Here is a 14123-nt window from a genome sequence, read left to right as displayed (position 1 = left end):
GCTTTTGCAGTACAGACAAAAGTATGACATACTCGCCTACACATGAAACTGCTTTTTCACTGCGGAAATATCCTCCTCGTACTTCATATGAGTATTTTGAAATACCCGATGAAACATATCCTGCACACCGCTTTCCAGCGCTTTAATGCCTTCTCCCGTTACACCGCCTTTAACGCAAACCTTTTCCTGTAATGCAGGCAGGGTGTACAATTCGGTTTCTAACAGTTTTCCCATTCCGACAAGCATTTCCTTACACATCAAAATCGCGTCCTGTTTAGACACTGACGTTTCCGAAACAGCTGCATCTATAAACCGCTGAATCAGATAGCTCATAAAAGCGGGGCCGCAGCTTACGATGTCTGATGCAACTCTCGTTATGTCACTTTCAATTTGCAGCGGATGAGAAATATGCTGCATCAGCTCATTGATTTTCGCTTTTGCAGATTCGCCGCAGCTTGTGCCGAAAGTGACGAGAGAAACACCTGCCAGCGCCCTGTTCGTAATACTTGGGATCACTCGCGCCACTTGACACGGCACATATTGTTCGAGCTGTTCGGTTTGAACGGGGCTTGTAATTGAAATGAGAATATGATCTTTTCTTAAATAAGGTAACGCTCTTGCCAGTAAAGGATATATATCAAGCGGCTTAACACAAATAAAAATCATCTCGTTTTCAGAAACGAGCTTTTCGAGACTTTCGGTAACGTTGATGCTGTTGTAGCGGTTTTTTATGTGCAACGCTTTTTCAATTGTGCGGTTTGTGATTGTCATGTTTGAGGGATCGGCTGCTTTTGATTCAATAAATGATTCTATAAGGATCGTACCCATATTTCCTGTGCCGATAAAGCCTATCTTCAATGGTTTCCCCTCCTTTGAGCTATTATCCTCTAAACCATATGTGTTATGAAAATAAAATATGACGAAAGCGGGGAACATGCACGATGAATTGGTTGAATCAGCATAAGAAAGCAATGATTTTAGCGGCTTCTGCAGCTGTTTTCACAGCAATTATGATCTTTCTGGCCAGCGGGAGAAACAAAGAGCCGGTGAAGCAGGCTGTACCAACTGAGACGGTAAATACAGAGGTAAAGCAGGAAGCAGGCAAAGATGAGCCAAGCGAAGCAATTGTGATAGACATCAAAGGTGCTGTTCAGCATCCTGGCGTTTATGAAATGCGAACAGGGGACAGAGTATCTCAGGCAATTGAGAAAGCAGGTGGAACCAATGAGCAAGCTGATGAAGTGCAAGTGAATTTGGCGGAGATTCTGCAGGACGGGACAGTGGTGTACATCCCGAAAAAAGGAGAGGAAACAGCAGTGCAGCAGGGTGCCGGAGGAGCTGTTCAAAGCGGTGGAGGGAAGGGGGAGCTGGTAAATATCAATACAGCCACCTTAGAGGAGTTACAAGGCATCTCAGGGGTGGGGCCATCCAAAGCTGAAGCTATTATTGCATACCGGGAAGAAAATGGGCGTTTCCATACTATTGAAGATATCACGAAGGTTTCAGGAATAGGCGAAAAGTCATTTGAGAAAATAAAGTCTTCCATTTCAGTAAAGTGATTTGACGGTCATGCATTATGATAGGTAAACTAAAGGTCAGGCAACACAACATTTGGAGGGAACAACGTGGAACGAATTTCATGGAATCAATACTTTATGGCTCAAAGCCATTTATTGGCGCTGCGCAGCACCTGTCCGAGATTATCTGTCGGCGCTACTATAGTCAGAGACAAACGCATGATTGCAGGAGGCTATAACGGGTCAATTGCGGGCGGCGTGCATTGTGCCGACGAAGGATGCTTAATGATAGATGATCATTGTGCAAGAACGATTCACGCTGAAATGAATGCGATTCTACAATGCTCTAAGTTTGGGGTACCGACTGATGGAGCGGAGATTTATGTGACGCATTATCCGTGCATTCAATGCTGCAAATCTATTATTCAAGCGGGTATCAAAACGGTTTATTATGCTGAGGATTACAAAACAAATCCGTATGCGCAGGAATTATTTGAACAGGCGGGTGTAACTGTTGAACAGGTTGAACTCGATGAAATGATCGTTGATTTGAAAAACAGGGAAAAGCTTTCATTTGTAGCGGGTCTTATAGGGAAATTGGCCGATGCCGGTTTAGCGGAGGAAGAATTGAAAAAGATACATGAACAGGCGAATACACTTTTCACGAGCTACGTGTGATGAATGCGTAATTCGCGTTTGTTATTGCCTTTGGCGGCAGCTTCGGCAACGGCTGGAATTACTGCCGCCGCTTATTTCCCCGCTATTTTTCTATTTATCCTCTTTCTCCTCATCATTTTAATCAAAACGAGGCACGCTTTTCTCATTATTGTTTGTTTCTTCTCTTTTATATTGTTTTTTGTACTGTATGCAGTCACAGATTCTCAGAATGTCTCTTCCTATCGGCAGGGAACCTATCATTTCAAGGCAGTGATTGACACTATTCCCAAAATTGACGGCGACCGTATGTCTATGATGGTTAAGACACCTGATAAGGAAAAATGGGCTGCTGCGTATCGCATTCAGTCTGCTGATGAAAAAGAAAAGCTGTTATACATAGAACCAGGAATGTCATGTGAATTGACTGGTACATTGGAAGAACCGAATCACGCAACTGTGCCGGGTGCATTTGATTATAATGAGTATCTTTATCGACAGCATATTCATTGGAACTACTCTGTCACGTCTATCCAAAACTGCGGCGAACCTGAAAATTTCAAGTATAAGGTGCCCAGCTTGAGAAAACATATCATATCATTCACAAACAGCCTTCTGCCTCCTGATTCGGCAGGAATTGTACAGGCACTTACAGTTGGTGACAGATTTTATGTGGAGGACGAAGTGCTTACCGCGTATCAAAAGCTTGGTGTTGTCCATCTCTTGGCGATTTCAGGGCTCCACGTTGGGATTTTGACAGCAGGTTTGTTTTTTATCATGATCCGTGTCGGTATAACAAGAGAAAAGGCGTCAATTCTGTTGCTATTATTTCTGCCGCTCTATGTGATGTTGACCGGCGCTGCTCCTTCAGTGCTTCGCGCCGCTTTAATGTCAGGTGTTTACTTAACTGGAAGTCTCGCCAAATGGCGTGTCCGCCCGGCAACGGCAATCTGTCTCTCATATATCGCCCTTCTGCTCTTCAATCCTTATCATCTCTTTGAAGCCGGTTTTCAGCTATCGTTCGCCGTCAGTTTTTCTTTAATTCTTTCCTCTTCTATTTTTCAGCAGGTAAAAACCTCCTTGGGTCAGCTGGCAATTGTATCACTCATCGCTCAGCTCGGATCGCTTCCGATTCTCCTGTATCATTTTCATCAGTTTTCAATCATCAGCATACCGATGAATATGTTGTTGGTTCCATTTTATACGTTCTGTATTTTGCCGGGGGCTGTAGCAGGTGTTCTTCTATTAAGTCTTTCCTCTTCATTTGGCAGATTGTTTTTCAGTTGGTTTGATTTCTTGATAAGCTGGACCAATAAGCTGATCACAAAAATCGCAGATATTGATGTGTTCACGCTTATCATCGCACGTCCCGTGCCTGTTCTTCTCTTTTTATTCACAGTGACGATCATCCTATTGCTGATGTCGATTGAAAAACGCTCCTTTTCTCAGTTGATGATAACCAGCGGCATTTGCTGCTCGGTGCTGTTTCTTCTCTTTGCATCTCCGCGTCTTAGTCCCGAAGGAGAAGTGGATATGATTGATATTGGGCAGGGCGACAGCATGTATGTAGGTGCTCCGCATCAGCGGGGACATGTCTTAATCGATACTGGCGGCACTTTGTCTTACTCGTCAGAGCCTTGGCGCGAAAAACAACATCCGTTTTCACTGGGGGAAAAGGTGCTGATTCCGTTTTTAACTGCTAAGGGAATCAACCAGCTTGATGCTTTAATTCTGACGCACGCTGACCAAGATCATATCGGAGAGGCGGAGACCTTGCTGAAGCACCATAAAGTAAAGCGCCTCGTGATTCCGAAAGGGTTCGTTTCTGAACCTAAAGATGAAAAAGTGCTGCAGGCAGCTAAAGAAGAGGGAGTGGCAATTGAAGAGGTGAAGCGAGGCGATGTATTGCAAATAAAGGATTTGCAGTTCCATGTACTGTCACCGGAAGCGCCTGATCCGGCAAGCAAAAATAATTCATCTCTCGTTCTATGGATGGAAATGGGCGGTATGAGCTGGATCTTGACGGGTGATCTGGAGAAAGAAGGGGAACAAGAGGTGATGAAGGTGTTTCCGAATATAAAAGCAGATGTGTTAAAGGTGGGGCACCATGGGAGCAAAGGCTCTACCGGTGAAGAATTCATCAAACAGCTTCAGCCGAAAACGGCCATTATCTCAGCCGGGAAAAACAATCGGTATCACCATCCTCATCAAGAAGTTCTGCAGATATTACAGAGACATTCTATCCGTGTGCTGCGTACAGATCAAAACGGAACGATCCAATATAGATATCAAAACAGAGTTGGAACCTTTTCTGTCTATCCTCCATATGATACATCAGATATAACAGAGACGAACTAAAAAAAGACTGCCGAGAAATCAGCAGCCCGGGCAGTCGCTGTTATGAACCAACCAGGTGAATAACCGTTGCCATGACAAACAAGAAGGCGAAAAATCCGAAGGACACAACAAAACCAACAGCTGAGTCTACAGCATCATTTCGTTTGCTTTGAACGTTTTTTTCAAAATCATTCAACTTTATCCCTCCTGACTGATTTAAGTATAATCGAATCGTTTTGAAAAATCTAGAAGCTTAGGTAACGTTTTCTGTTCTGGTGATTATCGCCTTTTTACAAGCTGTCCCGGGGGCTTGCGAACAGGCGTTTAATATAAATGGGGAAGCAGCAGTCAGGCTTCCTCTTTACTATTTTGTAAACTCAATTTAGGATAGAAGGGGATGATGAAAGAGAGGAAGTCGTACAACAATGGTATTTGATGTGTGGAAAAGCCTGAAAAAAGGAGATGTCCATCCGGTTTATTGCTTATACGGAAAAGAGACATATCTGCTGCAGGAAACCGTCAGCAGGATCAGACAGACGGTCGTTGATCAGGAGACAAAGGATTTCAATCTATCCGTTTTCGATCTGGAAGAGGACCCGCTGGATCAAGCAATTGCAGATGCTGAAACGTTTCCGTTTATGGGAGAGCGGCGTCTTGTCATTGTGAAAAATCCATATTTTTTAACAGGTGAAAAGAAAAAAGAAAAACTGGAGCACAACATAAGTGCGCTTGAATCGTATATACAATCGCCTGCGCCTTACACAGTTTTTGTCCTGCTTGCTCCGTATGAAAAGCTTGATGAGCGGAAAAAGCTGACGAAAGCGTTAAAGAAGCACGCGTTTATGATGGAGGCGAAGGAATTAAACGCAAAGGAGACAACAGACTTTACTGTCAACCTTGCAAAAACAGAGCAAAAAACAATTGGCACTGAAGCGGCGGAGCATTTGGTTCTGCTTGTGAATGGACATTTGTCATCGATTTTTCAGGAGATTCAAAAACTCTGCACGTTTATTGGAGACCGTGAAGAAATTACGCTGGATGATGTGAAAATGCTTGTTGCTAGAAGCCTTGAACAAAATATTTTTGAGCTGATCAATAAAATCGTCAACCGAAAACGAACTGAGAGTCTGCAAATTTTTTATGATTTGCTTAAACAAAATGAAGAACCGATCAAGATCATGGCGCTTATTTCGAACCAGTTCCGGCTGATTCTGCAGACAAAGTACTTTGCGGAACAGGGGTACGGACAAAAACAAATCGCGTCTAATCTAAAAGTTCACCCATTTCGGGTAAAGCTGGCGATGGATCAAGCGAGGCTTTTTTCAGAGGAGGAGCTCCGTTCTATCATTGAGCAGCTTGCCGTCATGGACTATGAGATGAAAACCGGTAAAAAGGACAAGCAGCTCCTGCTCGAACTGTTCCTTTTACAGCTGTTAAAAAGAAATGAAAAAAACGATCCCCATTATTGAGGATCGTTTTTATATTATGCAGAAAGTCCGTTCACTTTTTTCGCTAGTCTTGATTTGTATCGAGCTGCGGTATTTTTGTGTACAAGACCTGTTTTCACTGCTTTATCAATACGTTTAGCTGCTTCAGTAAGAGCAGTTTTCGCTTTGTCAGCTTCGTTGTTGGCAACAGAAGCTTCAACTTGTTTGATTGCAGTACGCATAGCAGATTTGATTGTCGCGTTATGAACGCGGCGTTCGTTGTTTGTTTTTGTACGTTTAATCGCTGATTTAATGTTTGGCATGTGTTTCACCTCCTAAGATACAACCTGTAGCACAGTGTCTTAAGGTTAAATCTTCTTCACAATAGAACAAATTGTATTCTATCAAACACATCTTTAGATTGCAATATAAATGTAAAGTATTTTTCATTGAAGGCTCTCTTTTTAGCATGATTCATTCAGCAAATGGCAACAATATAGGTACTTAATGTGAAGGAGGCCCCTGTATGAAAAAGAGTGAGCTAGATGTGAATCAGTATTTGATACGTACCGATTTGGCAGTGGAAACGAAGGAAGCAATGGCCAATCAGCAGGCTGTGCCGACAAAAGAAATTAAAGGATTTATTGAAAAAGAGCGTGATCACGGCGGCATTAAAATCCGCACAGTTGATGTTACAAAGGAAGGCGCGGAGCTTTCGGGAAAAAAAGAAGGGCGCTATTTAACGCTGGAGGCACAGGGAATCAGGGAGAATGATTCGGAAATGCAGGAAAAGGTCTCTGCTGTCTTTGCAGAGGAATTCTCGGCTTTTCTTGAAAACCTTAATATCTCAAAAGATGCGAGCTGTTTGATCGTTGGACTCGGCAACTGGAACGTGACACCTGACGCGCTTGGGCCGATGGCTGTAGAAAATCTGTTGGTAACAAGGCACTTATTTAAGCTTCAGCCGGAAAACGTACAGGAAGGGTATAGGCCTGTCAGTGCATTTGCACCGGGTGTCATGGGGATTACAGGAATCGAGACAAGCGACATTATTAAAGGTGTGATTGAGCAATCGAAGCCTGATTTTGTCATTGCTATTGACGCATTGGCGGCACGGGCGGTGGAAAGGGTCAACACAACCATTCAGATATCGGATACAGGCATTCACCCAGGATCTGGGGTGGGGAATAAACGAAAAGATTTAAGCAAAGACACACTTGGTGTTCCGGTGATTGCTATCGGTGTTCCGACAGTAGTTGATGCCGTGACAATTGCCAGCGACACGGTGGACTACATATTAAAACATTTTGGCAGAGAAATGAAGGATAACAGTCCGTCAAGATCACTTGTTCCAGCTGGCATGACGTTTGGGAAAAAGAAAGTGCTCACTGAAGAAGATCTTCCAGATCAAAAGCAGCGCCAATCGTTTCTGGGTATTGTCGGAACCCTTCATGAAGATGAAAAACGGCAGCTTATTCACGAGGTGCTTTCGCCTTTAGGGCACAACTTAATGGTTACGCCGAAGGAAGTCGATTCATTTATCGATGACATGGCAAATGTTTTGGCGAACGGATTAAACACAGCGCTTCATGAAAAAGTATCACAAGAAAACAAAGGCTCCTACAATCACTAAACAGTTCTACTTCCTCTAGCTTGTTCATAGAGTAATTACTAGACAAGCGCTGGAGGGATTCAATGAGAAATAAACGCAGAAACAGACAAATTGTTGTTGCGGTAAATGGCGGGAAAGCGGTAAAAGCCATCTTTCTATTTATCGTAAGCCTTATCGTGATTTTTGTTCTATCCGGTGTGCTGACGTCTCTCCGGCCGGAACTCAGGCCGTCGTCCGACTCTTTTTATGGGATTGCTGAAGAATTGCCGGGTGACGTGTTTGCACACTTGCTGCAGATGGAAAACCATTATTTTGCTTCTGACCTTTCTGAAACCGACAGCTCATTTCATCTTTCCCGTCTATCTTTAAAGCTGGCGACGAGCATTAACCTCGAAGATCCGCGGAGCTTTCTCGGCCGGGAGCTGCCGGGGTTTGCACAATTTGATACCGAGATTCTGTTAGCTGGACAAGGCACGGATTATACGAATATGCCTGCGGAATCGCCGCCGCCGTCTAAGGTGATGGAAGAAGAAAGAGAAGCGAATTTGGCAGAGATTGAAAAACAGCAGACGCAATCAGACAATGGGCAAAAAGATCCGCCGAAACAAACAACAGGTGACAAAAAGGTCGTGTTTATCTATCATACGCACAATACGGAATCATATCTCCCTCTATTAAAAGGCGAGACTAATCCTGATATGGCGCGCCATTCTAAAGCCAACGTCACGCTTGTAGGAGATATGTTCGGAAAAGCGCTTGAATCCCAAGGTATCGGAGCCACAGTGAATAAAACCGATATACAGTCGAAACTGAATAAAAAAGGCTTAAACTATGCAAGGTCTTATGATGAATCAAGACCGGTCGTGAAAGACGCTCTCACTACAAATAAAAATCTGCAATATATCATTGATATCCACAGAGACTCACGACGCAAAAAAGACACGACTGCAACGATTAAAGGGAAAAGCTATGCCAGGGTATCCTTTGTCGTCGGGAAAAAAAGCAAAAACTTCGAAGAAAACTATAAAATTGCGAGCGAGCTTCATAAACTGATGGAGAAAAAATACCCTGGACTAAGTACAGGTGTCTTTTCCAAAGGTTCGCCAGGCGATAACGGTGTTTACAATCAAGATTTAACCGACAGAGCGCTTTTGCTCGAATTTGGTGGAGTAGATAATAATCTCGAAGAGCTGCAGCGTGCGGCTAACGCGGCAGCGGATGTATTCAGCGAAATGTATTGGGATGCTGAAAAGGTCAACGCGAAGAGCGGTGAGACGAAAAAACAATAAGAAATAGGTGGTTGATTTGATTGCATACTTTGGAAAGTGCTTACTGCTTGTTACGATCATGTTTTTAGGCGTTCTGTTTGGCATGCAGCAGGCAAACAACGGAATGCTGAGTATGAAAGGCTATCATGACCCTTCACTGAAGGGGGCGTTTACGCTCACCGACGGAAAAGGGAATGAAAAAGAAGCCTCGATTCTAGGAGAAACAGTCACAGCAAAAGATTTAGAAGAAAAACAAAAAGAGCTTGAACAGGTGGAAACATTCAATATGTTCTCAAAAGCCGGAAAAGCGCTTTCGGATACCGTAACCAATACTGCCCAGTCAATGTATGAATGGATACGGGATATGAATCAATAGGTACGTGGAAGAGAAAAGCAGCCCAGATATGACGGGGGACTTTTCTCTTTCTTGTTTTACATTGAATCTTTACAATCCTATTGATATAATCTAAGCTAGTGTATTTTGCGTTTAATAGTAGGAGTGATAGATTGTGACAGATAAAGAAAAGCGTTTAGAGAGGCAGTCGAGAATACGGAATTTCTCTATCATTGCCCATATTGACCACGGAAAATCGACCTTAGCGGATCGTATTTTAGAAAAAACGTCGGCAATCACTCAACGAGAAATGAAAGAACAATTGCTCGATTCTATGGATCTTGAACGTGAGCGGGGCATAACCATTAAGTTAAACTCTGTTCAGCTTAAATATAAAGCAAAAGACGGAGAGGAATATATTTTTCATCTGATCGACACGCCGGGACACGTCGACTTCACGTATGAAGTATCCCGAAGCCTTGCTGCCTGCGAGGGAGCGATTCTAGTCGTGGATGCAGCCCAGGGGATTGAAGCGCAGACGCTCGCCAATGTCTACTTAGCGCTTGACAACGATCTTGAAATCCTTCCGGTCATCAATAAAATCGACCTTCCGAGCGCCGAACCGGAACGCGTACGCCAAGAGGTAGAAGACGTTATCGGCCTTGATGCGTCAGAAGCCGTGCTTGCTTCCGCAAAAGCAGGAATCGGGATCGAGGAGATTTTAGAGCAAATCGTAGAAAAGGTGCCCGCTCCGACCGGAGATCCAGAGGCACCGCTAAAAGCGCTGATTTTCGACTCGCTTTATGACGCCTACCGCGGTGTCGTGGCGTATATCAGAGTTGTAGAAGGAACGGTAAAGCCGGGTCAAAAAATCAAAATGATGGCAACCGGCAAAGAATTCGAAGTAACAGAGGTCGGCGTGTTCACGCCGAAAGCGACTCCGACAAATGAACTGACTGTCGGTGATGTAGGCTTCCTGACTGCATCAATTAAAAATGTCGGTGACACACGTGTCGGTGATACAATAACGAGCGCTGCCAATCCTGCAGAAGAAGCGCTGCCGGGATACCGCAAGCTAAACCCGATGGTGTACTGTGGTTTGTATCCGATTGATACAGCGAAATACAATGATTTAAGGGAGGCCCTTGAAAAGCTTGAGCTGAATGATTCCTCCCTTCAATATGAAGCGGAAACTTCGCAAGCGCTTGGATTTGGGTTCCGCTGCGGATTTTTAGGCATGCTCCACATGGAGATCATTCAGGAGCGTATTGAGCGTGAGTTCAACATTGACCTGATTACGACAGCGCCAAGTGTTATCTATGACGTGTATATGACAGACGGCGAAAAGGTCGTTGTCGACAACCCGTCCAACATGCCGGACCCTCAAAAGATCGAACGGGTTGAGGAGCCATACGTAAAAGCGACGATGATGGTGCCGAATGACTATGTCGGCGCTGTAATGGAGCTTTGCCAAGGAAAACGCGGCAATTTCATTGATATGCAGTATTTAGACGCAAACCGTGTCAGCATCATTTATGATATGCCATTAGCGGAAATCGTATATGAGTTTTTTGACCAGCTGAAATCAAGCACAAAAGGCTATGCGTCCTTTGATTATGAACTGATCGGCTACAAACCGTCCAAGCTTGTGAAAATGGACATTATGCTGAATGGTGAAAAAATCGATGCCCTTTCCTTTATCGTGCATCGTGATTACGCATATGAGCGCGGAAAAGTGATCGTTGAAAAACTGAAAGAACTTATTCCGCGCCAGCACTTTGAAGTACCGATTCAAGCGGCGATCGGCCAGAAAATCGTGGCCCGCTCTACCATAAAAGCAATGCGTAAAAACGTATTGGCTAAATGTTACGGAGGGGACATCTCGCGGAAACGAAAGCTTCTTGAAAAACAAAAAGAAGGAAAACGCCGAATGAAGCAGGTCGGCTCAGTTGAAGTGCCGCAAGAAGCATTTATGGCGGTCCTGAAAATGGACGACAGTCCGAAAAAATAATAGAAGCCGCCGCAGTCCTGTACTGCGGCTTCTTTCTGTAAAGAAGGTGAATCCGTTGAAATCAGCTTATATCCATATTCCATTTTGTGAGCATATTTGCCACTACTGCGATTTCAATAAATATTTTATTCAAAGTCAGCCTGTCGACGAGTATTTAAACGCACTCGAACAGGAAATGATAAATACATTAGCAAAAACTGGGCAGCCAGACCTCAAAACGATCTTTATCGGAGGAGGCACGCCGACCTCCTTGTCTGAGGAACAGCTCAAAAAGCTGATGGACATGGTCAATCGCGTGCTGAAGCCATCAAGCGACTTATCGGAATTTGCGGTAGAAGCGAATCCGGACGACTTGTCCGCAGAGAAATTAAAGATATTAAAAGAAGCAGGCGTAAACCGTCTCAGCTTTGGTGTTCAAACATTCGAAGACGATCTGTTAGAAAAAATCGGCCGAGTGCATAAGCAAAAAGATGTATTCGCCTCTTTTGAAAGAGCGCGGGAAATCGGTTTTGAGAATATCAGTCTTGATCTAATGTTCGGGCTCCCGGGGCAAACCCTCAAGCATCTGGAACATTCCATAAACACTGCTTTATCACTGGATGCCGAGCATTATTCCGTATACTCCCTTATTGTAGAACCGAAAACGGTATTTTATAATTTGATGCAAAAAGGGCGGCTTCATCTACCGCCGCAGGAGCAGGAAGCTGAAATGTATGAGATGGTGATGAGCCGGATGGAAGCTCACGATATTCATCAATATGAAATCAGCAACTTTGCTAAGGCGGGCATGGAATCCAAGCACAATCTGACGTATTGGAGCAACGAACAATATTTCGGTTTCGGAGCAGGGGCCCACGGATATATCGGCGGCACACGAACAGTGAACGTCGGACCTGTTAAGCATTACATTGACCTGATTGCTGAAAAGGGTTTTCCGTACAGAGATACACATGAAGTGACAACAGAAGAACAGATTGAGGAAGAAATGTTTTTAGGTTTGAGAAAAACAGCCGGAGTCAGCAAAAAACGATTCGCAGAAAAATACGGCCGTTCCCTGGATGGACTTTTCCCAAACGTATTAAAAGACCTCGCTGAAAAAGGGCTGATTCACAATTCGGAGTCTGCCGTTTATTTGACTCATCAAGGGAAATTATTAGGCAATGAAGTTTTTGGCGCTTTTTTGGGTGAGTTATAATTGACATTTTTCTTGTGGTTTGATACTTTTGTTATAGAATTAGCACTCACTTATTGAGAGTGCTAACAGAGGTGATGATGATGTTAACAAATCGTCAGCTGCTGATCCTTCAGGTTATAATCAACGATTTTATTAAATCGGCACAGCCGGTAGGATCGAGAACTCTTTCGAAAAAAGATGAAATCACATTTAGCTCTGCAACAATTAGAAACGAGATGGCTGACTTGGAGGAATTGGGCTTTATTGAAAAAACCCATTCATCCTCAGGGCGTGTTCCGTCAGAAAAAGGGTATCGGTACTATGTTGACCATTTGCTGTCACCCGTTAAACTGACGAAAAGCGACCTGGACCAAATCCACTCGATCTTCAAAGAGAAAATTTTCGAGCTGGAGAAGACAGTTCAAAAATCAGCGCAAATTTTGTCCGATCTGACGAATTACACATCCATCGTACTCGGGCCGAAGCTGAGTGAGAATTACCTTAAACAGATTCAAATCATACCGATTCAGCCTGATATGGCGGTAGCGATTCTCGTTACCAATACGGGGCATGTGGAAAACAAAACGATTAACTTTCCGGCCAAAATGGATCTGTCTGATATTGAAAAACTGGTAAATATACTGAACGACCGTTTAAGCGGCGTTCCAATGGATGAACTGAATGAGCGCATATTTAAGGAAGTTGTCATGTACCTAAGACAGCACATTAAGAACTATGACAATATACTCGATGCGCTTCGATCAACCTTTCATTCCACAAATCACGTCGAAAAGTTGTTTTTTGGCGGAAAAATCAATATGCTAAATCAGCCGGAGTTCCATGATATTACCCGTGTTCGGTCGCTGCTTTCATTAATTGAGAAGGAACAGGATGTTCTTAAGCTGGTTCAATCCCCGCACACGGGAATTTCGATTAAAATCGGAAAAGAAAACGACTATGAAGAGATGGAAAACTGCAGTCTGATTACGGCATCTTATTCCGTTGACCAGAAACAGATCGGCTCAATTGCGATCATCGGTCCGACCCGCATGAATTATTCCAGGGTTGTCAGCCTGCTTCAGCATGTGACTTCGGACTTGTCAAAAGCATTAACAAATTTGTATGATGAATAAGGGAATTTTGGCAAATTTTATCGAAGGGCAGCACCTGTCCTTCTCCTTACACTTTGAGGGAGGTGAACACAATGTCAGAAGAAAAACAAACCGTTGAACAAAACGAAACAGAAGAGCAAGAAATCATTGAAGAACAAGCTGCCGCTGATGAACAGCAGGAGGAAACAAATGAAAGCGAACTTCTTCAAAATCAAATTAACGAATTGCAAGGTTTGCTTGAGGAAAAAGAAAACAAACTTTTGCGTGTTCAAGCAGACTTTGAAAACTATAAACGACGCAGCCGTTTAGAGATGGAAGCGTCCCAAAAATACCGTTCTCAAAATATCGTGACTGATTTGCTGCCGGCTCTTGACAGCTTTGAACGAGCGCTGCAGGTTGAAACCGACAATGAACAGACGAAAAGTTTGCTCCAGGGAATGGAAATGGTCCACCGTCAGCTCGTAGAAGCCTTGAAAAAAGAAGGCGTCGAAGCCATCGAAGCTGTAGGGCAGGAATTTGATCCTAATCTGCACCAAGCCGTTATGCAGGCTGAAGACGAAAATTACGGCTCCAACATTGTTGTTGAGGAAATGCAAAAAGGCTATAAGCTGAAGGATCGCGTCATTCGCCCTTCCATGGTCAAAGTGAATCAATAATTACATAGCAGGAGGTTATTC

Annotated in this window: 15 protein-coding genes; 12 read left to right on the top strand and 3 right to left on the bottom strand. The window is 43.8% G+C overall.

Annotated elements, in window-relative coordinates; translation table 11 throughout:
- Window positions 1–36: 36 nt before the first annotated feature.
- Window positions 37–858, bottom strand: a complete 822-nt coding sequence (comER, locus tag JQX68_RS13120) for a late competence protein ComER (protein ID WP_004398597.1) — start codon at window positions 856–858, stop codon at window positions 37–39.
- An 83-nt stretch (window positions 859–941) separates the two neighbouring features.
- Here comER and JQX68_RS13115 point away from each other — a divergent pair, with 83 nt between their 5' ends.
- From JQX68_RS13115 to JQX68_RS13105, 3 genes are all read left to right on the top strand, one after another.
- Window positions 942–1559, top strand: coding sequence for a helix-hairpin-helix domain-containing protein (locus tag JQX68_RS13115; RefSeq protein WP_014664669.1), 618 nt, complete (start codon window positions 942–944; stop codon window positions 1557–1559).
- A 66-nt stretch (window positions 1560–1625) separates the two neighbouring features.
- On the top strand, window positions 1626–2195 hold the full coding sequence (locus JQX68_RS13110; protein ID WP_014664668.1) for a ComE operon protein 2: 570 nt from the start codon (window positions 1626–1628) through the stop codon (window positions 2193–2195).
- 3 nt (window positions 2196–2198) lie between these two features.
- Window positions 2199–4529, top strand: coding sequence for a DNA internalization-related competence protein ComEC/Rec2 (locus JQX68_RS13105; protein WP_147772257.1), 2331 nt, complete (start codon window positions 2199–2201; stop codon window positions 4527–4529).
- A 40-nt stretch (window positions 4530–4569) separates the two neighbouring features.
- Here JQX68_RS13105 and JQX68_RS13100 read toward each other — a convergent pair whose 3' ends face one another.
- Entirely contained in the window at window positions 4570–4704 is a 135-nt protein-coding gene (locus JQX68_RS13100; RefSeq protein ID WP_003229983.1) for a YqzM family protein, read from the bottom strand.
- Between the two features lie 76 nt (window positions 4705–4780).
- Here JQX68_RS13100 and JQX68_RS13095 point away from each other — a divergent pair, with 76 nt between their 5' ends.
- The gene (locus JQX68_RS13095; protein ID WP_134975484.1) at window positions 4781–4894 is read left to right on the top strand and encodes a hypothetical protein; all 114 of its coding nucleotides are present in this window, start codon (window positions 4781–4783) and stop codon (window positions 4892–4894) included.
- 39 nt (window positions 4895–4933) lie between these two features.
- Window positions 4934–5977 (top strand): DNA polymerase III subunit delta, encoded by a 1044-nt coding sequence (gene holA, locus JQX68_RS13090; protein WP_014664666.1) that lies wholly within the window; start codon window positions 4934–4936, stop codon window positions 5975–5977.
- A 14-nt stretch (window positions 5978–5991) separates the two neighbouring features.
- On the opposite strand, the gene rpsT is transcribed toward holA, so the two are convergent.
- Window positions 5992–6258 (bottom strand): 30S ribosomal protein S20, encoded by a 267-nt coding sequence (gene rpsT / locus JQX68_RS13085; protein WP_003229989.1) that lies wholly within the window; start codon window positions 6256–6258, stop codon window positions 5992–5994.
- Between the two features lie 203 nt (window positions 6259–6461).
- Between rpsT and gpr the strand changes: the two genes are divergently transcribed.
- The 7 genes from gpr (at window position 6462) to grpE (ending at window position 14102) form a co-directional block, all read left to right on the top strand.
- Window positions 6462–7568, top strand: coding sequence for a GPR endopeptidase (gene gpr / locus JQX68_RS13080; protein WP_136654231.1), 1107 nt, complete (start codon window positions 6462–6464; stop codon window positions 7566–7568).
- A gap of 62 nt (window positions 7569–7630) precedes the next feature.
- Window positions 7631–8836, top strand: coding sequence for a spore autolysin SpoIIP (gene spoIIP / locus JQX68_RS13075; RefSeq protein WP_147772256.1), 1206 nt, complete (start codon window positions 7631–7633; stop codon window positions 8834–8836).
- 16 nt (window positions 8837–8852) lie between these two features.
- Window positions 8853–9191: a YqxA family protein gene (locus tag JQX68_RS13070; RefSeq protein ID WP_014664663.1), complete on the top strand. Its 339-nt coding sequence runs from the start codon at window positions 8853–8855 to the stop codon at window positions 9189–9191.
- Window positions 9192–9324: 133 nt separating this feature from the next.
- Window positions 9325–11160, top strand: a complete 1836-nt coding sequence (lepA, locus tag JQX68_RS13065) for a translation elongation factor 4 (protein WP_014664662.1) — start codon at window positions 9325–9327, stop codon at window positions 11158–11160.
- Between the two features lie 55 nt (window positions 11161–11215).
- Entirely contained in the window at window positions 11216–12355 is a 1140-nt protein-coding gene (gene hemW, locus JQX68_RS13060) for a radical SAM family heme chaperone HemW (RefSeq protein ID WP_040082580.1), read from the top strand.
- Between the two features lie 80 nt (window positions 12356–12435).
- The gene (hrcA, locus tag JQX68_RS13055) at window positions 12436–13467 is read left to right on the top strand and encodes a heat-inducible transcriptional repressor HrcA (protein WP_003226167.1); all 1032 of its coding nucleotides are present in this window, start codon (window positions 12436–12438) and stop codon (window positions 13465–13467) included.
- 71 nt (window positions 13468–13538) lie between these two features.
- Window positions 13539–14102 (top strand): nucleotide exchange factor GrpE, encoded by a 564-nt coding sequence (gene grpE, locus JQX68_RS13050; protein ID WP_014664659.1) that lies wholly within the window; start codon window positions 13539–13541, stop codon window positions 14100–14102.
- The last annotated feature ends 21 nt before the right edge of the window (window positions 14103–14123 follow it).

It is taken from the genome of Bacillus sp. LJBS06, assembly GCF_016924995.1.
In the GTDB taxonomy this organism is placed as follows: domain Bacteria; phylum Bacillota; class Bacilli; order Bacillales; family Bacillaceae; genus Bacillus; species Bacillus stercoris.
This window is presented reverse-complemented; position numbering and strand designations above follow the sequence as displayed.